Here is a 19481-nt window from a genome sequence, read left to right as displayed (position 1 = left end):
TGGTCTTCCTTCATCCCGACCCTGCACGGTCCCGACCCGAAAGGTTCCCGACTACAAGCTAGTTCGGACGCACACGCCGAGACGTTAGCCTCGTTGCACGACCGTTATGTGGCCGGCCGACTAGCCGCGCGCGGCGTAGATCTTGCGGAGGTCGCCCTTGACGAGCTTTCCCGTCGGGGTCCGCGGCAGGCGTTCGAGGAAGTCCACCGAACGCGGCGCCTTGTATGCCGCGATCTGCGACCGCACGTAGGTGATCAGTTCGTCGGCGAGCTCATCGGAGGGACTGTAGCCGTCTGCCAGCTGGACGCAGGCCTTGACGCTTTCACCCATCTCGGGATCGGGGACCCCGATCACGCCCACGTCGTACACGGCCGGATGCCCGATGAGGACGTTCTCGGCCTCCTGCGGATAGATGTTGACTCCGCCGGAGATGATCATGAATGCCTTGCGGTCGGTCAGATACAGGAAGCCCTCGTCATCGAGGTAGCCGATGTCCCCGGTGGTGGCCCAGAGCGGATTCTCCGGGTGATACGCCGACTCGGTCTTCGCGTCGTCCTTGTGATAGGCGAACATGCGCTTGTCCCGCGCGAAGTAGATGGTGCCGATCTCTCCCGCGGGCAGTTCACTCCCCGTGTCGTCGCAGATGTGCACCTCACCGACGAGTGGTCTGCCGACCGAACCCGGATGCGCCAGCGCCTCGGTGGGGCCGATGAATGTCGAACCCGGTGCCTCGGTGGAGGCGTAGTACTCGTGGATGACCGGCCCCCACCACTGCATCATCTGCGCCTTGACCTCGGCGGGACACGGCGCCGCCGCATGGATGGCCACACGTATGCTCGACACATCATAGGACTCACGAATCTCTTTGGGCAGCTTGAGCATTCGGATGAACATCGTCGGAACCCACTGACTGTGCGTGACACCGAAACGCTCGATGTAGGACAGTGCCTGTTCTGGATCGAACCGATCCATGATGACCACGGTGCCGCCGGTGGAGTTGGTTGTCCCGCAGAACCGCAGGGGCGCTGCGTGATACAGCGGCGCGGGGGACAGGTAGACGGTGTCAGGACCGAAACCGTACATGGGCGCGAAGGCGGTGGTGTACGGATCGAGCACCTCGTCGACCTGCCCGTCAGGTCGTGGGACCTTGATACCCTTTGGCCGGCCCGTCGTTCCCGACGAGTACAGAAAGTCTTGTCCGCGTGGCTGATCGGTCAGCGGTTCACTCGACGATGCCGACAGTACGTCCTCGTAATCGGCGAATCCGGGTATCTCCCCACCCCAGGCGATACGCGTGTGGACACCGTCGACCTCGTCGAGAGCGGCCAGCGCGGGTGCGCATCCGGCGTCGGCGAACACCACCGACGCGTCGCAGTCATCGAGGATGTAGTTCACCTCGGACGCGGTGAGGTGGTGGTTGACCGCGGTGATGTAGAGGCCCGATCGCACTGCGGCCCAGTAGAGCTCGAAGCACCGGAGATCATTGGCCGAGACCATCGCCACGATGTCCCCCGGGCGCATGCCCAGATCGCGCAGATGATGCGCCAGACGTGTCGAGCGCTCGTCGAGTTCGCGGTATGTCACCTGCGTTCCGGTGGCGGGCCTGATGATGGCGGGCTTGTCGGGCGTCGTGCGTGCAAATGTCCCGGGATACATCGAGAGCCTCCGTTCCAGCGCGTCTGCCCTGATGCTAACGGCGGCGGTCGTACCCGGATGTCGCTTTCGACAGTTCCGCTGATTCCCGTCTTCGCCTGGAGAGCGCGGTTCGACGTCGGCGAGATGAACGTCGTCGAGACGGCTAGATCCCGCCGACCGTCAGGACTCGGATTCGCTGTGCTGACGCACGGATTCCTCCACGAGGTCGAGAACCGCGTGGAGTCCGGAGGTGTCCTGGCCGGTGGCGAGCCGGGTGATCAGTCCGTCGAGGATGAGCTCGAGGTAGCTCAGGATCACCGGCGTCGGCAAGTCGTCGCGCAGTCGGCCTGCGCTGCGCTGACGTTCGAGTCGCGCGAGTGTGGCATCTTCGAGTTCTGCCGAACGAGCCTGCCACGCGCTGCGAAATGTACTGTCGGAACGGAGTTTTCGCGCGATCTCCAGTCGCGTGGCCAGCCAGTCGAAATCTGTGGGTCGGTCGAGCATGTCGCGCATCACCTGCACGAGGCCGCCGCCGGCCGCGACATCGGCCATGTGCTCGGCGTCCTCGTGTGCCAGCGCGAGGAACAGCGCTTCCTTGTCGCGGTAGTGGTGGAAGATGGCGCCCCGGGACAGACCCGTGGCCTCCTCGAGTCGGCGGACGGTCGCACCGTCATAGCCGAATTCGGCGAAACACCGGCGCGCGCCGTCGAGAATCTGGCGCCGCCGCGCGGCGAGATGATCCTCGCTTACCTTGGGCACGTCGGGCTCTCGATTCTTGTCGTGGCGTCACCGCCGGGGAATGCGGTTGGCGGGCTGAACACCGCCGGTCGGTGGGACATCTGGACACCGCCGGACGGCGGGCGGTCTCGCGGGCAGACCCCCGCGACCGGAGAGAAAACAAGCGGCGGGTCGCAGCTGGAGCGACCCGCCGCCTGTCTCGTCACATCGGCGTGCTGGGTGTGATGACCCCCGAGATCACTCGGCGATCATGTTGCGCAGCACGTACTGCAGGATGCCGCCGTTGCGGTAGTAGTCCGCCTCACCGGGGGTGTCGATGCGCACCTTGGCATCGAACTCCACCTTCGAGCCGTCCTCCTTGGTGGCGGTCACGTGAACCGTCTTGGGCGTGGTGCCCTTGTTGAGTTCAGCGATACCGGTGATGTCGAAGGTCTCGGTGCCGTCGAGGCCCAGCGACTTGTGCGACTCGCCCTCGGGGAACTGCAGCGGGATGACACCCATACCGATGAGGTTGGAGCGGTGGATGCGCTCGAAGCTCTCGGTGATGACGGCCTTGACGCCCAGCAGGCTGGTGCCCTTGGCGGCCCAGTCACGCGAGCTGCCGGTGCCGTACTCCTTACCACCGAGAACGACCAGCGGAGTGCCGGCCTTCGCGTAGTTCTGCGCGGCGTCGTAGATGAACGACTGCGGCGCACCGTCCTGGGTGAAGTCACGGGTGTAACCACCCGCGACGTCGACCAGCTGGTTCTGCAGGCGGATGTTGCCGAAGGTCGACCGGATCATCACCTCGTGGTTGCCGCGACGGGCACCGAGCGAGTTGTAATCCTTGCGGGCCACACCGTGTGCGTCGAGATACTGCGCGGCGGGAGTACCGGGCTTGATCGTCGAGGCGGGGGAGATGTGGTCGGTGGTGACCGAGTCGCCGAGCTTGGCGAGCACACGCGCGCCGGTGATGTCGGTGACCGGGTCTGCCTCGAGCTTCATGCCGTCGAAGTACGGAGGCTTGCGCACGTAGGTCGACTCGTCGTCCCACTCGAAGGTCTTGCCGTCGGGGGTGGGCAGTCCGCGCCAGCGCTCGTCACCCTTGAACACGTCCGCGTAATCCTCGGCGTACTGCTCGGGGCTGATCGAGCTCGAGATCGTCTGCGCGATCTCCTCGTTGGTCGGCCAGATGTCCTTCAGGAACACCTCGTTGCCGTCGGCGTCGGTGCCCAGGGCGTCGTTCTCGAAGTCGAAGTCCATCGTGCCCGCCAGCGCGTAGGCGATGACCAGCGGCGGCGAAGCGAGGTAGTTCATCTTCACGTCGGGGTTGATGCGACCCTCGAAGTTGCGGTTACCCGACAGCACCGCGGTGGCGGTCAGATCGTTGTCGTTGATCGCCTTGGAGATCTCCTCGGGCAGCGGGCCCGAGTTGCCGATGCAGGTGGTGCAGCCATAGCCCACCAGGAAGAAGCCGAGCTTCTCCAGGTACGGCCACAGTCCTGCCTTGTCGTAGTACCCGGTGACGACCTGCGAACCCGGAGCCATCGAGGTCTTCACCCACGGTTTCTGGGTGAGACCCTTCTCGACGGCCTTCTTCGCGAGCAGGCCCGCGCCGAGCATGACAGACGGGTTGGAGGTGTTGGTGCAGCTGGTGATCGAGGCGATGGTCACGATGCCGTGATCGAGGATCATGTCGCCGCGCTCGGGGGAGGAGACCTTCACCGGCTTGGTCGGGCGACCCTCGGCACGCTGTGAGGCGTCGTGCAGCGGGATCACCGAATCGTCCTCGGCGAACGACAGCGCCGGCGCGTCGGAAGCGGGGAAGCTCTCGGCTTCGGCCTCGTCGACCTGCGTATAGGCCGGTGTGTTGCCCTCTTCGACGTAGTTGTGGATGTCCTTGCGGAACGCGTTCTTGGCATCCCACAGCTCGATGCGGTCCTGCGGACGCTTCGGGCCGGCGATCGAGGGGACCACCGTCGACAGATCGAGCTCCATGTACTCCGAATACTGGGCCTCGGCGGCATCCTTCTCCAGCCACATGCCCTGCTCCTTGGCATACGCCTCGACGAGGTCGAGCGTCTCCTGCGGGCGGCCGGTGAGCTTGAGGTAGTTGATGGTCTCGCCGTCGATCGGGAAGATCGCGCAGGTGGAACCGAACTCCGGGCTCATGTTGCCGATGGTGGCGCGGTTGGCCAGCGGCACCTCGGCCACACCGTTGCCGTAGAACTCCACGAACTTGCCGACCACACCGTGCTTGCGCAGCATGTCGGTGATGGTGAGGACCACGTCGGTGGCGGTGACGCCCGGCTTGGTGGCACCGGTCAGCTTGAAGCCGACCACGCGGGGGATCAGCATCGAGACGGGCTGGCCCAGCATCGCGGCCTCGGCCTCGATACCGCCGACGCCCCAGCCGAGAACGCCGAGGCCGTTCTCCATGGTGGTGTGCGAGTCGGTTCCGATGCAGGTGTCGGGATAGGCGACGCCGTCACGAACCATGATCGAGCGCGCCAGGTGCTCGATGTTGACCTGGTGGACGATGCCGGTGCCCGGCGGAACCACGCGGAAGTCGTCGAAGGCGCCCTGGCCCCACCGCAGGAACTTGTAGCGCTCCTCGTTGCGCTGGTACTCGATCTCCACGTTGCGCTCGAAGGCCTGCGCGTTGCCGAAGGCCTCGATGATGACCGAGTGGTCGATGACCATCTCGGCGGGCGCGAGGGGGTTGACCTTGTCGGGATCGCCACCGAGCGACTTCACCGCATCGCGCATGGTGGCGAGGTCGACCACACACGGCACACCTGTGAAGTCCTGCATGATGACGCGCGCCGGCGTGAACTGGATCTCGATGCTCGGCTGTGCCGAGGGATCCCAGTTGGCAATGGCGTTGATGTGCTCAGTGGTGATGTTGGCACCGTCCTCGGTGCGCAGCAGGTTTTCGGCCAGCACCTTCAGTGCGTAGGGCAGCTTCTCGGTGCCCTTGACGGCGTTGAGCCGGTAGATCTCGTAGGACTTGTCGCCGACTTCCAAGGTGCCCTTGGCACCAAAGGAATCAATGCTCACTTCCAACTCCACTCTGTGTTACCGGCCATGCGATGCCGGTGGGCTGTTGTGCACCGGAAGGCTGGAACCGGTGCTGCTCCTCGGGGCGGGGGACGGGTTCTCGCACGGCGCCGCGGTCAACCGGAGCTGCCGGGTGCGCGGTCGAGATGAGAACGTCCCGCCCTGACAGGCGCATGGTCACCAGCTTAACAGTACGTCCGTACTGTATGGCACACGGGGCCACGCGGGAGTCGCTGTCGACGCTACTTCAAAAGCGCACCACCGGTGGGCGACGGACGGGCATTGGTCGGCCATCGGCGCCGCAACCACGTCGGGGCGACAACAGAGCGGCGACAACAGAGCGGCGACGGGCCGGGTGTGGGGTGCGATCGGACGTCTCCCTCTGAGGTAGGTTCTTGTGGCGCTCGTGCGGTCCGTTGCGCCCGATCTGCCCACCGCCGGATCCCCGCAACCGCCGAGTCCTCGCCCCAACGAGTCAGCTGAAGTGGAAAGGCCGGTCGAGATGACGCCGACGCGCGAACTCGCGGGATGGTCCGCATCCACGGCCGCGCACACGCTCGGGCCGTTCCCGATGGTCGTGCCCGCCTCGGTCGATCTCCCGGCCATCGAGGCGCAGCTGCGGGCGACACATGTCTCGGCGCCCGACGACGAGACAGCCGCACTCGAACACGCCGTCGCCACCGCCCGCGCCAAGGGCCATGACATCTACTTCGTGGTCCTCTCCGAGCAGTACGGATCGACCAGCTATCGCGACATCGCCACCGAACTGCAGAAACACACCGGCGGCACCGTCGTCGTCTTCGGACCCAATGACCTCGGATCGGCCTCCGACGACTTCTCTCGCGTCACACTCGAGCAGGCTCGTGACAATCTCCCGGTCAGCACTCCGTCGCAGGCGGCCAACACCTATGTGGATCGCATCACCTCCGACCAGGTGTCGTGGACTGCGATCACCCTCGTGCTGATCGTGGTGGTGGTCATCGGCGCGGTGATCGCCCGATTCACCCAGTTGCGCAACCGTCGCAAGTCGTCGCCAGACGCCTCGGTCGACGACGGAACCGAGGCCGACCGCGGCGCCGACCTCGGCGAGGCTGATCCGGTCGTCGAACGTCGTGGTCAGCGGGGGATACGAGCCGACGTGCCACGCACGGACAGCGAACCGAGCAGCGCCCAGACCGGCACCACGCCGAGCGGCAGCGAGTCGACCGGCCCCTGAACCCGCTCGTGACGGCTGCGGGCGACACCGCCGTCACCCTCACCGCACTCACCCGGCAGACCACTGGTCGGCCGGGTTCTCACATGTCGGTTTCTCCGCATTTCCGCTGGTAATCACGTTGTTGTAATTCGTGGTCCATGTTTCTTCAGGTACGAATGTGGCGTACGGTTCTGGTGTCTCGGTTGGTGTCAATGGGGAAGTTGCTCACCTCCGGGGCATCCGTAAGTCGGTGTGACAGACGCGACCGACGCACAGTGCACGTCATGCGATGCCGTCGGCCTGGTACGAGGCCGACGGCATCGCGTGCCGACCCGCGAGGGAGTCAGCAAGTGACGCGACGTTCGACTGCTCGATGGCCTCGTGCGGCCCGACGAGGCCGCCCGCCGACCGAAGAAGCACCACCGAACACCGATGCAGGAGGGCGAACGCGCGCGTCAGCGCGCCGGTCGCAAACACTGCAGCGAATCTCATCGGCCACCGTCGTGGTGGTCATCGCCGGGATGATCGGTGCCTTCGGAGGTCCGCAGGCCGCCGCCACGCCCCGGCCCGAGTCGCCCGGCGGCGAGGGTGGGATCGCCGGACTGATCAACAAGATCGCCGACACCGACCAGACCCTGGCCGACCTCGACAGCACCGTCGCCATCAAGCGCCAGACGGTCAACCGCGCGGTCATCGACTACCAGAACGCCCTCACCGCGCGGCGTCTGGCCACCGTGGCCGCCGACGGTGCGCAGAACTCGTTGCACGCGGCCGACGGCGCGGTCGCCGCGGCCCAACACAAGTTCGACGAGCTGATGCGCTCGGCGTATGTCCACGGCGGGACGACGACCTCGATGACCAACTATCTCTCGACGTCGGACCCCGACTCGGTGCTCGACCGCGCGTCGGTCATCGACCAGCTCGGACGCCAGCAGCAGGCCACCATCGACGCGCTCACTCGCCAGCGCAACGAGCAGGCCAACAAGGCCGCCGCCGCCGAGGCCACCCGCAGGCAGGCCGTCCAGGCGGCCGGCACCGCGGCCGCGCGCAAGAACGACGCACTCGGCGCGATCACCGAAGCTCTCGACGCACTGAAGACCGAACAGCAGAAGCGGGCGTCGCTGATCTCGGCCCGGGACGCCGCACAACAACGTCTGAACATGCTGCGCGCGGCCTCTGGCGTCGCCGCCGCTCCCGGCGGAAGCGATACCACCCCAGCCAATTCCACCCCGACTAATCCCAACCCGACCAATCCCACCCCAGCCAGTCCCAACCCAGCTGCCACCAGCCCGTCACAGCCGGCCGCGCAGGCGCCGTCGGCATCCGGACCGGCGGGCGCGGCTGCTGTCGCGGTTCCGGCGCCGGGTGCACCGGCCGGTCCGGGCGTCCCGGCATCGACGCCCGCAGCCGCACAGGTCGGCCCCGATCCGCAGGCCGCCCAGCAACAGGCGATGGCCGCGGCCGGCAAGGTCGCCGTCCAGGTGGCTGTCGACGGTGCGGAGTCGATCCTCGCGGCGTTGGTCACCGCGATCCAGAACTCGGGAAGCTCGGATACGTCGGACAGTGCCGCGGCCACCACCCCCGACGGGGACTCCACCTCGGATTCGGACTCGAGCAGTGACACGCCGACGGTCACCGGCTCGGCGGGTATCGAGATGGTGATCAACCGGGCCGAGTCGCAGCTCGGAGTGCCCTACGCGTGGGGCGGCGGCGATGCCGATGGTCCGACCCTGGGCATCCACGACGGCGGCGTCGCCGACAGTTACGGCGACTACAACAAGATCGGCTTCGACTGCTCGGGGCTGATGATCTACGCCTTCGCGGCGGTGGGGATCTCGTTGCCGCACTACACCGGCTACCAGTACACCTCGGGTCCGCACGTCCCGCTATCGGATATGCAGCGCGGCGACATGATCTTCTACGGCCCCAATGCCAGCGAGCACGTGGCGCTGTATCTGGGGAACAACCAGATGATCGAGGCACCCGAGTCCGGTGACGTCGTCAAGATCTCCGCACTCCGCACGGCCGGCGCCATGCCCTACGTGGTGCGCATGCTGTGACTCCCGACGGGCGGCGACATCTGTCCGCACCGTCCTCGTCCCACGGACTCGCTCGTCGTGCGGTGGCACGGTCCTCGGACCGACTCGGGGTGATCCGGGTCCGGCGCCGCGGCGGACACCGGTTGTGGCGTCTGAGGAACACCGACGACTAGTCTCGTGTTCGCACAATCCACGACTGAAGGGAAGCGCGTGTCGACAGCGCAGGGTGAAGGCTCCGATACCGGTCACGACATCGTCGCCGACTCCGACATCGCGTTGCTCGAACGGGTGATGTTCGAGGTCAAGCGTGTGATCGTGGGACAGGATGAGCTGATCGAACGGATCCTCGTGGGCCTGCTCGCTCGCGGACATGTGCTGCTCGAGGGTGTTCCCGGCGTCGCGAAGACCCTGGCAGTCGAAACCTATGCGAAGGTGATCGGCGGCAGCTTCTCCCGCGTGCAGTTCACCCCCGACCTGGTTCCCACCGACCTGCTGGGCACCCGCATCTACCGCCAGGGGCGCGAGGAATTCGACACCGAGCTCGGGCCGGTGTTCGCGAACTTCCTGCTCGCCGACGAGATCAACCGTGCCCCGGCCAAGGTGCAGTCGGCGTTGCTGGAGGTGATGGCCGAACGGCAGGTGTCGATCGGCGGTGTGACCTACCCGATCCCGGCCCCGTTCTTGGTGATGGCCACCCAGAACCCCATCGAGAACGAGGGCGTGTACCCGCTCCCCGAGGCTCAGCGCGACCGCTTCCTGTTCAAGGTCGTCGTCGACTACCCCTCCGTCGAGGAGGAGCGCGAGATCGTCTATCGGATGGGCAACTCCGTTCCCGAGCCGAATCAGGTCCTCGACCCGGAGACGATGATCCGGCTGCAGAAGGTCGCGGCCAACGTCTTCGTGCACCACGCCCTCGTCGATTACGTGGTGCGCGTCATCAACGCCACCCGCCACCCCGCCGAACTCGGCATGAACGATGTCGCGTCCTGGCTGTCCTACGGCGCGTCACCCCGTGCGACACTCGGCATCATCGCCGCCGCTCGGGCGCTGGCGCTCGTCCGCGGCCGCGACTATGTGATCCCTCAGGATGTGCTCTCGGTGATCCCCGATGTCCTGCGTCACCGCCTGGTGCTCAGCTATGACGCGCTGGCCGACGAGGTGGACGCCGACGCCGTCATCACGCGGGTGCTGCAGACCGTCGGGCTACCCCAGGTCACCTCGACGCCGGTCAACCCCGCGGGTCCGATGCCCACCGGTCAGGGGCCGGCACCTCAGGCACCGGCGGGTGCCCCGCGCCCAGGATATGCGCCGCCGCAGATGCCGGTCGGTCAGCCGATCCCCGCGCAGCGCGGACCGCAGCAGCCCGCCGGTCCTCGATCGGGTGGACAGCCGCCCTACGGCCCACCGCCCCAGCAGGGCACCATGACCCCGAGTGGTCCGCAGCAGCCGCCGCAGGGTGCGGTCAGGCAGAACCCGGGCCAGCCGCCGCGCTGACATGCCCGAATCCCACAAGCGCACCGTCGGTGACTGGGTGTCGGCGCTCGTCGACCGCTTCCCCCGATCGGGTTCATCCACACCGAAGTCCGCCTCGCCGACGTCGGCCGCGGCCGACTCCCGATCGGGCACGTCCACCGACCGGTCGCAGACGTCTGCGGCCGGTGACGCGGCGGGCACCCCCTCCTTCGCACACGGCACCCTGACCGATCCCGGTCTCGCGGCTGCACTGCGCACCCTCGAGCTCACCGTCCGGCGCAAGCTCGACGGCATGCTGCAGGGCGAGCATCTCGGCCTGATCCCCGGCCCCGGCAGCGAGGCGGGGGAGTCGCGGGCCTATCAGCCCGGCGACGACGTGCGCCGGATGGACTGGTCGGTGACCGCACGTACGACCCATCCCCACGTCCGCCAGATGATCGCCGACCGCGAACTCGAGACGTGGCTGGTCGTCGACATGTCGGCGAGTATGGACTTCGGTACCGCACGGACCACCAAACGTGATGTCGCGGTCGCCGCGGCGGCGGCCATCGCCTTCCTCACCCTGGGCGGGGGCAACCGGCTCGGCGCGATCATCACCACCGGCGACGGGGTCGTCCGTGTGCCCGCACGTGTCGGCCGTCAACACGCACTCACGGTGTTGCGCACCATTGCCACCACCTCGCGCGGAACCGATGGCGTGCGCGGAGATCTCGCCGCAGGTCTCGAGGCGCTGCGCCGCCCGCAACGCCGTCACGGCCTGGCCGTGGTCATAAGTGATTTCCTCGGGCCCATCGACTGGGACCGCCCGCTGCGCGCGATCGGCGCCCACCACGAACTCCTCGCGGTCGAAGTACTCGACCCACGCGATCTCGAGCTACCCGACGTCGGCGAGGTGGTTCTCCGGGATGCCGAATCCGGCCAGGTCCGTGAGGTGATGTTGACCGAGAAGCTCCGCCACGATTTCGCCGTCGCAGCGTCGCGACATCAGGCGGCGGTCGACCGTTCGCTGCGCGGAGCGGGGGCGCCGGTCATGCGGCTGCGCACCGACCGCGACTTGATCTCCGACATCGCTGCATTCGTCGCGAGCCGCCGACGCCTCGCGGCCGGGGTGAGGTGAGGATGACCGACCTGTCGAGTCCGCTGTGGCTGTTGCTGCTGCTGGCCGTCGTGGCGGTCGTGGTGCTCTACGTCTGGGTGCAGCGTCGCCGCCGATCGCGCGCGCTGCGCTTCGCCAATCTCGACGTCCTCGACTCGGTCACGTCGTCGGGACCCAATCGATGGCGGCATGCCCCGCTGGCGTTGCTGTTGGTGGGGCTGATCCTGCTGACGATCGCGCTGGCCGGACCGCAGGCGGACCGCAAGGTCCCGCGTAACCGCGCGACCGTGATGCTGGTCATCGACGTGTCCCGGTCGATGAATGCCACCGACGTGGCCCCCTCACGGATCGAGGCCGCGCAGTCGGCCGGCAAGAAGTTCGCCTCCGAACTCACCAACGGGATCAATCTCGGGCTGATCTCCTTCGCGGGGTATGCGGTCACCCTGGTCTCGCCGACGCCTGATCACCGCGCGACCTATGACGCCATCGACAAGTTGCGACTCGACGACCGCACCGCCACCGGCGAAGGCATCTTCGCGGCGATCCAGCAGATCCAGACGCTCAACTCGGCACTCGGCGGCGACAAGTCGGCACCGCCGGCGCGCATCGTGTTGCTCTCGGACGGCAAGGAGACCGTGCCCGACGATCCCAACGACCCCCGCGGCGGCTTCACGGCTGCGCGTAAGGCGAAGGAACTGCACATCCCCGTCTCGACGATCTCGTTCGGGACGGCCACGGGCACAGTGCAACTGGAAGGCCAGAGCATCCCCGTCCCGGTCGACGACGACTCCCTGCATCAGATCGCCAATCTCTCCGGCGGCGACTTCTACACCGCGTCGAGTCTGGGTGAGCTCACCAAGGTCTACGACACCTTGCAGAAGCAGATCGGCTACGAGACCCGGCGCGGCGACAATTCACGGCCCTGGCTCATCGCCGGAACGCTGCTGGTGCTGCTCGGCGCGGCCGGCGCGATCGTGATCAATCAGCGTCTCCCGTGAGTTCGACGCCCACACGACACATGAGCCCCACCCAGACGATAGGTTGACCCACATGGCAGAAACCAACGAGACCACGACGAGCGCGACGCGCACCTCACGGTCGGTGCTCGTCACGGGCGGTAACCGCGGCATCGGACTGGCGGTCGCACGCCGCCTCGCCGACGACGGCCATCGGGTGGCTGTCACCCATCGCGGTTCGGGTGCGCCCGAGGGCCTGTTCGGGGTGAAATGCGACGTCACCGACGCCGAGTCGGTGGCCACGGCGTTCAAGGAGGTCGAGGCACATCAGGGTGCTGTCGAGGTCCTCGTCGCCAACGCCGGTATCACCGCCGACACCCTCATCATGCGGATGAGCGAGGAGCAGTTCACCTCCGTCATCGACGCCAACCTGACCGGCGCCTTCCGCTGCGCGAAGGCCGCGACTCGTTCGATGCTGCGAAACCGGTTCGGTCGCTTCATCTTCCTCGGGTCGGTCGCCGGTACCAGCGGTCTCCCCGGCCAGGTGAATTATGCGGCCTCCAAGGCGGGCCTGATCGGTATGGCCCGGTCGCTGACGCGTGAGATCGGCTCCCGCAACATCACTGCGAATGTGGTGGCGCCCGGCTTCATCGACACCGACATGACCGCCGAGCTACCCGCCGAGTACAAGGAGCAAGCACTCAAGGCGATCCCCGCCCAGCGCATCGGTAAGCCGGAAGAGGTTGCCGCGGTGATCAGTTGGCTCGCCTCCGACGACGCGGCCTATGTGTCCGGCGCGGTCATCCCGGTCGACGGGGGCCTCGGGATGGGCCACTGACCCTGTCGCACCGGACGTGGCGGCCTCAGACCCTCAACACCTCCCACCGATTGCAGATCCATCATCGCGCTGACCTCCCGCACCCGACGATCCGGTGCACGGCGACCAGCGTCCACCCACACCCAGGAGTAGACACGTGAGCGGATTGCTCGACGGAAAGACTGTTCTGATCACCGGCATCATCACCGACGCGTCGATCGCCTTCCACACCGCCAAGATGGCTCAGGAGCAGGGCGCGAAGGTGATCATCACGGGCATCCCCGAGCGGCTGCGCCTGATCGACCGGATCGCCAAGCGGCTGCCCGCCGAGGTGCCGCCGGCGATCCCGCTCGACGTGACCGACGAGGATGATCTGGCTGCCCTGTCGGACAAGATCGCCGAGCTCGCGCCCGAGGGACTCGATGCGGTGATGCACTCGATCGCCTTCGCCCCCAAAACACTGATGGGCCCTGACGCCGTGCCATTCCTCGAGGGTCCGGGTCCCGACGTGGCCAGGGCCTTCCAGATCTCGGCGTGGAGTTACGCCTCGCTGGCCCGTGCGGTGCTGCCGGTGATGAACGAGGGCGGCTCGATCGTGGGGATGGACTTCGATCCGCGCACCGCGATGCCCGACTACAACTGGATGGGCGTCGCCAAGGCCGCCCTGGAGTCGGTCAACCGCTACGTTGCGCGAGAAGTGGGCTACGCCAAGCGGATCCGCTCCAACCTGGTGGCCGCAGGACCGATCAAGACTCTCGCCGCCAAGGCGATCTCGGGAACCGCCACCGACGACGCGAAGAAGCTCACCATGCTCAACGAGTACTGGGACGGCGCCTCGCCGATCGGCTGGGACGTCAACGACCCGACCGTCGTCGCCAAGAGCGTCTGCGCGCTGATGTCGGACTGGCTGGCGGGCAGCACCGGCTCGATCGTCTACGTCGACGGCGGCGCCAGCCACAACACCTGGTTCCCCGAGAACTTCATCTCCGGAGAATGACTCTGCCAGGCGGGTCGACACCGACAGATCGGATCGAGGATGCAGGGCAGGCGGCCTTCGACGCCGTGCTGTTCCTGTCCTTCGGGGGGCCCGAGAACCGCAGTGAGGTGATGCCGTTCCTGGAGAATGTCACACGCGGTCGCGGCATCCCGCGCGAACGACTCGACGCGGTCGCCGAGCACTACTACCACTTCGACGGTGTGTCACCGATCAACGGCCTCAACCGTCAGATGATCGACGCGTTGTCGGCGCGACTCGACGAGGTGGGGCCGCGGTTGCCGATCTACTTCGGCAACCGCAACTGGCATCCGTTCGCCGAGGACACCGTCGAGCAGATGTACTCCGACGGGCACCGCCGCATCCTGGTGTTCCCGACCTCCGCGTGGGGCGGGTACTCCGGATGCCGTCAGTACCACGAGGACATCGCCCGTGCCGTCGACGCACTCGCCGACGGCCACCCGGGTCTGCGCCCGCAGGCCGTGGTGCTCAGGAAGCTGCCGCAATACTGGGATCGGCCCGAGTTCTTCGCCGCATCGGCCGCGGCGATCCTCGCCGCCCGCGAGGAACTGCCCGCAGAGGTGCGCGGCGACGCCCGGCTGGTGTTCACCGCGCACTCCATCCCGATATCGGCCGACACCACCGCCGGCCCACCGGCCGACGGCGGACACCTCTACAGCAGGCAGGTCGCCCGCGCGTCGGCTGCGGCCGCGGCGCAGGCGGGCTACGAATCCTATGACCAGGTGTGGCAGTCGCGGTCGGGGCCGCCGTCGGTGCCGTGGCTCGAACCCGACATCTGCGATCACCTCGATGCCCTTGCGGCGCAGGGGGTGACCGCGGTCATCGCCGCCCCGATCGGGTTCATCTCCGACCACCTTGAGGTGGTGTGGGATCTCGACAACGAAGCGGCCGAGCGGGCCGAAGAACTCGGGATCGCCTATGTGCGTGCGGCGACGGTGGGCACCGACCCGCGGTTCATCGCGATGATCGCCGATCTGATCGGCGAGTACGCCTCGGGCGCTGGTGATCTCAGCTCACTGGGATGCGGCGACAACGGCCAGCTGTGCCGACTGGGGTGCTGTGCGGTGCCCGCTCGTCCGGCGCGGCCTGCGCGCTGACGTTGGGGCGCTGACGTAGGGGTGCCGAAGGGCGCGGGGTCAGTTCTCGACGACGCCGAAGCGGGCGATGGCGGTGTTCACCGCCGTCATCCGGGCCACCCGCGCCAGGTCGGCGAGTCGACGCAGGGCGGTCTCACCGGTGTCCTGGTGGGTGCCGGTGACCCCGAACCCGCCCGCCGACTGCAATGCCAGGTCGGCGATCGCTCCCACCTGCGCCGCCTGGGCGATCACGCGGTGCACGCGGTCGTCGGCGGTCGGTGGCAGATCGACCATCCGCCGGGCGGTGAGATCGTGTAGCCGGGCGCGCAGATCCTCGGGCGTGTTGGTCCGCCCCGACAGCCGGCTGAGGATGTCGGTCACCTCCCGAACCGCCTCGCGGAGTTCGTATTCGACCTCGCAGAGCGGCCGTGGCACCGGCGTTCGCAGTTGCGGGCAGCTGTGCAGCGTCCACACCAGGGTGTACCGATCGGCACGATGTGCGATGAGGCAGAACGTCTTTCGGCGCCGGGGGTCGCGCAGAACCACGAGTTCGCCCGCATTGAGCGCGGCGGTACGCACCGGCCCGGCCGGCAGGCCCATCGTGTCGCCCGGTGCCGGGGTGAGGACCTCGAAGACCGTCGGTGCGCGCAGGATCCGCAGCAATGCGTCGGTGCCCTCACCGGTGGGGCGCAGCTCGAGCTCCCCGGCGGTCTCGATGTCGGCCACACCCACCTGGTGGGTGAGCACCGACTGCCCGTCGAGATCATGCAGCGCATCGAGGACGTCGTCGGGCGAACAGTCGCCAGCACGCCAGGCCGCAGCCCACCCTGCCAGGGCCGGAGCTGCGCCCCACACCGTGGTCAGCGGAGATCCGATCTCGGTCATCGTGTGCTCGCGGTCATCGTCTACTCGTGGTCATCGTCTACTCACGGTCTCGTCTACTCGCAGTCATCGTTTCGCCACTGTAGTCGTCCGGCGTGGCTCGCCGCTTCGCACCGATCGATCGTCTACGGTCGCCTCCCGTGAAGGATGACCGCTACGGCCGCGACGTGCTGTCGTCGCCACGAAAGCCTCGCATGCCGCGCCCGCCCGAGGTGGCCGCACAGAAGGGGCTGGTCGCCGAGGATGCCGCCAGCGGCTTCTGCGGGGCGGTCGTGGGCTTCGAGCGCACCTACGACGGCGACTTCGTGCGGCTGGAGGATCGTCACCGGCGCACCCGGCTGTTCGCACTGCGCGAAGCGGCATTCCTCATCGACGGCAAGCCGGTGACGCTGGTCCGTCCCAAATCCGCACCCGCCGGACCACCCCGCACACGCACCGCGTCGGGTTCGGTGGCCGTGACGGGCGGCCGAGCGCGGGTGGCCCGGGCCAGCCGGATCTTCGTCGAGGGTATTCACGATGCCGAACTGGTGGAACGGGTGTGGGGTGACGATCTGCGCGTCGAGGGCATCGTCGTGGAGGGGCTGGACGGACTGGACAACCTCGACGAGGTACTGGCCTACTTCGCACCCGGTCCGCGTCGGCGAGCGGGAGTGCTGGTGGATCATCTGGTCGCCGGATCCAAGGAATCTCGGCTCACACAACTTGTCGGACCTGATGTGTTGGTGTGCGGGCATCCCTACATCGACATCTGGCAGGCGGTGAAACCGGCGGCGGTCGGCATCCGCGCGTGGCCGGTGATCCCGCGGGGGCAGGACTGGAAGACGGGAATCTGTCGCGAGCTGGGCTGGGGTGCGCCGCTGGACGGGTGGCACCGGGTGTCGGCCGCGGTGTCGAGTTACCGCGACGTCGAGGTCCCGCTCATCCGCGCTGTCGAAGAACTCATCGACTTCGTGGCCGCCGCCGAGGGCGAACACGGGTGAGGCCGACCCGACATCTGGCACACTGAAGACATGTCGGCGCTGATCTGGGTGATCGCGGCGCTGCTTCTGGTCGGCGCCGAGGCGCTCAGTGGTGAGCTGGTGTTGCTGATGCTCGCGGGCGGGGCCGCGAGTGCCGCGGTCGTCGACGCGATCGCCGACACACCCGCCTGGGCGGAGGGCGTCGTCTTCGCCGTGGTGTCGATCATGCTGCTGGGCACGGTCCGTCCCGTGGTGCGCAGACATCTGCGCCGCGGACCGACGGTGTCGATGAATGTGCAAGCGCTGGAAGGGAAATCGGCCACCGTGGTGAGCACAGTGGACGATCAGGACGGCCAGGTGCGTATCGACGGCGACCTGTGGACCGCGCGCCCGTTGAACCAACACGATGTATACGAGACCGGCGAGAAGGTGACCGTCATGCGTATCGACGGTGCCACCGCGCTGGTGTGGAGAGGCTGAGCCGAGAACATGTATGCCGGATTGATCGTCCTTGTGGTGGTGGTGCTCGTCGCGGTGGTCGTGGTGGTGAAATCCGTTGCGCTGATTCCGCAGGCCGAAGCGGCGGTGGTGGAGAGACTCGGCCGCTACGTCAAGACCGTGTCGGGTCAGCTGACCTTCCTCGTGCCGTTCATCGATCGGATCCGCGCTCGGGTGGACCTGCGCGAGCGGGTGGTCACCTTCCCGCCGCAGCCCGTGATCACCGAGGACAACCTCACCGTGTCCATCGACACGGTGGTCTATTTCCAGGTGACCAATCCGCAGGCGGCCGTCTACGAGATCAACGACTACATCACCGGTGTCGAACAGCTCACCATCACCACGTTGCGCAATGTGGTCGGCGGAATGACCCTCGAGGAGACGCTGACGTCGCGTGACTCGATCAACGGGCAGCTGCGCGGCGTCCTCGACCAGGCGACCGGTCGGTGGGGACTGCGAGTGGCCCGCGTCGAGTTGAAATCGATCCTGCCGCCGCCGTCGATCCAGGAATCGATGGAAAAGCAGATGAAGGCCGACCGCGAGAAGCGGGCCACGATCCTCACCGCCGAAGGCCAGCGCGAGTCGGCGATTAAGACCGCCGAGGGCGCCAAGCAGAGTGAGATCCTCGCCGCCGAGGGCGCCAAACAGGCAGCGATCCTCTCGGCCGAGGGCGACCGGCAGTCACGCATCCTGCGCGCGCAGGGTGATCGCGCCGCCCAATATCTTCGGGCGCAGGGCGAGGCGAAGTCGATCGAGAAGACCTTCGCGGCGATCAAGGCGGCAGCACCCACTCCGGAACTGCTCGCCTACGAGTATCTGCAGAAGCTCCCCGAGATGGCCCGCGGTGAGGCCAGCAAGGTGTGGGTGGTCCCCACCGACTTCGGCTCTGCACTTCAAGGATTCGCCCGGTCGTTCGGCATGCAGGGTGACGACGGGGTCTTCCGCTACGAGGCCCCGGAGACGCCCGCGCGCGCCGCCGACGACGAGGATGTCGACGCCTGGTTCGACATGAGCACCGACCCCAAGGTGGCCAAGGCCGTGGCCGACGCCGAGGCCGTCGCTCGCAAACCCGTCGACCCCGCATCGCCGCCGAGCGTGCGCGCCGCGGCGACCCGGCGAGCGGTCGGCAGCGGCGAGACCGGGTCTGCCCAGGCCGCTGACACCGGGGCCGCTGACACCCAGGCCGCTGACACCGCGACCGGCGACCGATCTGCCCCGCGAACCACGGCCGGTGAGATCACTCCGGAACAGCAGTCTCCGCAGCAGGAGAACTGACAGCAGGAGAACTGACAGCCGGCGAACTGACAGCAGGAGAACTGGGCCCGGCGCCCACCTGCGCCGGGACGGTCGCACCCGCTCGACGGTCGAGATACTCGTCGAGCAGCAGCCCGCCGACACCGACGAGGAACAGCGCCACGCTCAGCGCCAGCATCACCGGGTGGGCGTGGCCGGTCAGCGCATCACCGAGGATGACCACCGACGCGGTTCCGGGCGCGACGCCGACGATCGTCGCGGGCAGGTAGTGGCGCACCCGCACCGCCGAGAGCCCCGAACAGTAGTTCGCGACCGCGAACGGGCAGGCCGCGATGAGCCGCAGCGAGCCGACGGCCAGCCAGCCGCGCCGGGCCAGGCGATGATCGATGCGCGCGACGATCGGGTGACGAAGCCGCACGCTGATGCGGTCCCGCCCGACGCTGCGCGCTACCGCGAATGCCGCGCAGGCGGCGACCGTGGTGGCGAGCATCGCGCCGACGAATCCGACGACGGGCCCGAAGAGCACACCCGCGGCGACGGTGAACGGTGTGCGCGGGATCGGCCCGATGGTCACCACGGCGTAGGCGAGGAAGAACACCACCACGAAGCCGGGGCCGATGGAATCGGCCCAGCCACGCAGACTGGCCATCGACGGCACCGGCACGAGATAGGCCGCGGCCACCACGGCGACCACACATGCCGAGCCTGCGATCGCGCGCAGCAGTCGGCGCGAGGTCGATGGGCGCGAGGTCGGGGCGGGAGTCATCGTGGGAGGAGCCGTCGCGGGCGGGTCGGACCGTCCGACGGAT

17 protein-coding genes are annotated in these 19481 nt (G+C 67.6%); 11 read left to right on the top strand and 6 right to left on the bottom strand.

Annotation, left to right across the window (positions count from 1 at the left end; translation table 11 throughout):
• Positions 1 to 120 precede the first annotated feature (120 nt).
• The 3 genes from IEW22_RS05485 to IEW22_RS05475 form a co-directional block, all read right to left on the bottom strand.
• The gene (locus IEW22_RS05485) at positions 121 to 1656 is read right to left on the bottom strand and encodes an acyl-CoA synthetase (RefSeq protein ID WP_188585589.1); all 1536 of its coding nucleotides are present in this window, start codon (positions 1654 to 1656) and stop codon (positions 121 to 123) included.
• Between the two features lie 159 nt (positions 1657 to 1815).
• Positions 1816 to 2394 carry a TetR/AcrR family transcriptional regulator gene (locus IEW22_RS05480; protein ID WP_188585588.1) on the bottom strand — a complete coding sequence of 193 codons (579 nt, stop codon included), beginning with the start codon at positions 2392 to 2394 and terminating at the stop codon, positions 1816 to 1818.
• 216 nt (positions 2395 to 2610) lie between these two features.
• Positions 2611 to 5412 (bottom strand): aconitate hydratase, encoded by a 2802-nt coding sequence (locus IEW22_RS05475; protein ID WP_188585587.1) that lies wholly within the window; start codon positions 5410 to 5412, stop codon positions 2611 to 2613.
• A 502-nt stretch (positions 5413 to 5914) separates the two neighbouring features.
• Between IEW22_RS05475 and IEW22_RS05470 the strand changes: the two genes are divergently transcribed.
• Entirely contained in the window at positions 5915 to 6628 is a 714-nt protein-coding gene (locus tag IEW22_RS05470) for an Rv1476 family membrane protein (RefSeq protein WP_188585586.1), read from the top strand.
• A 261-nt stretch (positions 6629 to 6889) separates the two neighbouring features.
• On the opposite strand, the gene IEW22_RS05465 is transcribed toward IEW22_RS05470, so the two are convergent.
• The gene (locus IEW22_RS05465) at positions 6890 to 7084 is read right to left on the bottom strand and encodes a hypothetical protein (protein WP_188585585.1); all 195 of its coding nucleotides are present in this window, start codon (positions 7082 to 7084) and stop codon (positions 6890 to 6892) included.
• A 44-nt stretch (positions 7085 to 7128) separates the two neighbouring features.
• Here IEW22_RS05465 and IEW22_RS20445 point away from each other — a divergent pair, with 44 nt between their 5' ends.
• The 7 genes from IEW22_RS20445 (at position 7129) to IEW22_RS05430 (ending at position 15100) form a co-directional block, all read left to right on the top strand.
• Positions 7129 to 8667 carry an NlpC/P60 family protein gene (locus tag IEW22_RS20445; protein ID WP_188585671.1) on the top strand — a complete coding sequence of 513 codons (1539 nt, stop codon included), beginning with the start codon at positions 7129 to 7131 and terminating at the stop codon, positions 8665 to 8667.
• A gap of 189 nt (positions 8668 to 8856) precedes the next feature.
• Positions 8857 to 10140 (top strand): AAA family ATPase, encoded by a 1284-nt coding sequence (locus IEW22_RS05455; RefSeq protein WP_229742200.1) that lies wholly within the window; start codon positions 8857 to 8859, stop codon positions 10138 to 10140.
• A gap of 1 nt (position 10141) precedes the next feature.
• Complete coding sequence (locus tag IEW22_RS05450; protein WP_188585584.1) at positions 10142 to 11236, top strand: DUF58 domain-containing protein; 1095 nt, start codon at positions 10142 to 10144, stop codon at positions 11234 to 11236.
• A gap of 2 nt (positions 11237 to 11238) precedes the next feature.
• Positions 11239 to 12213 (top strand): VWA domain-containing protein, encoded by a 975-nt coding sequence (locus tag IEW22_RS05445; RefSeq protein WP_188585583.1) that lies wholly within the window; start codon positions 11239 to 11241, stop codon positions 12211 to 12213.
• A gap of 52 nt (positions 12214 to 12265) precedes the next feature.
• A complete protein-coding gene (gene fabG1 / locus IEW22_RS05440; protein ID WP_188585582.1) occupies positions 12266 to 13009 on the top strand; it encodes a 3-oxoacyl-ACP reductase FabG1 in 744 nt (247 codons plus the stop codon).
• A gap of 136 nt (positions 13010 to 13145) precedes the next feature.
• Entirely contained in the window at positions 13146 to 13985 is an 840-nt protein-coding gene (inhA, locus tag IEW22_RS05435) for an NADH-dependent enoyl-ACP reductase InhA (RefSeq protein ID WP_188585581.1), read from the top strand.
• Positions 13982 to 15100, top strand: coding sequence for a ferrochelatase (locus IEW22_RS05430; protein ID WP_188585580.1), 1119 nt, complete (start codon positions 13982 to 13984; stop codon positions 15098 to 15100). The genes inhA and IEW22_RS05430 overlap by 4 nt, the downstream gene beginning before the upstream one ends.
• 39 nt (positions 15101 to 15139) lie before the next feature.
• Here the strand turns inward: IEW22_RS05430 and IEW22_RS05425 are convergent, their stop codons facing one another.
• The gene (locus IEW22_RS05425; RefSeq protein WP_188585579.1) at positions 15140 to 15964 is read right to left on the bottom strand and encodes a hypothetical protein; all 825 of its coding nucleotides are present in this window, start codon (positions 15962 to 15964) and stop codon (positions 15140 to 15142) included.
• A gap of 191 nt (positions 15965 to 16155) precedes the next feature.
• Between IEW22_RS05425 and IEW22_RS05420 the strand changes: the two genes are divergently transcribed.
• From IEW22_RS05420 to IEW22_RS05410, 3 genes are read left to right on the top strand one after another with little or no spacing between them, the layout of a single operon-like run.
• The gene (locus IEW22_RS05420; protein ID WP_229742212.1) at positions 16156 to 16941 is read left to right on the top strand and encodes a DUF3097 domain-containing protein; all 786 of its coding nucleotides are present in this window, start codon (positions 16156 to 16158) and stop codon (positions 16939 to 16941) included.
• 30 nt (positions 16942 to 16971) lie between these two features.
• On the top strand, positions 16972 to 17400 hold the full coding sequence (locus tag IEW22_RS05415) for an NfeD family protein (RefSeq protein WP_188585577.1): 429 nt from the start codon (positions 16972 to 16974) through the stop codon (positions 17398 to 17400).
• A 9-nt stretch (positions 17401 to 17409) separates the two neighbouring features.
• The gene (locus IEW22_RS05410) at positions 17410 to 18693 is read left to right on the top strand and encodes an SPFH domain-containing protein (protein ID WP_188585576.1); all 1284 of its coding nucleotides are present in this window, start codon (positions 17410 to 17412) and stop codon (positions 18691 to 18693) included.
• On the opposite strand, the gene IEW22_RS05405 is transcribed toward IEW22_RS05410, so the two are convergent.
• Positions 18656 to 19438 carry a TVP38/TMEM64 family protein gene (locus IEW22_RS05405; protein ID WP_188585575.1) on the bottom strand — a complete coding sequence of 261 codons (783 nt, stop codon included), beginning with the start codon at positions 19436 to 19438 and terminating at the stop codon, positions 18656 to 18658. The two genes, IEW22_RS05410 and IEW22_RS05405, sit on opposite strands and share 38 nt — an antisense overlap.
• Positions 19439 to 19481 lie beyond the last annotated feature (43 nt).

The sequence above is a fragment of the Gordonia jinhuaensis genome, assembly GCF_014639795.1.
Classification (GTDB): domain Bacteria; phylum Actinomycetota; class Actinomycetes; order Mycobacteriales; family Mycobacteriaceae; genus Gordonia_B; species Gordonia_B jinhuaensis.
This window is presented reverse-complemented; position numbering and strand designations above follow the sequence as displayed.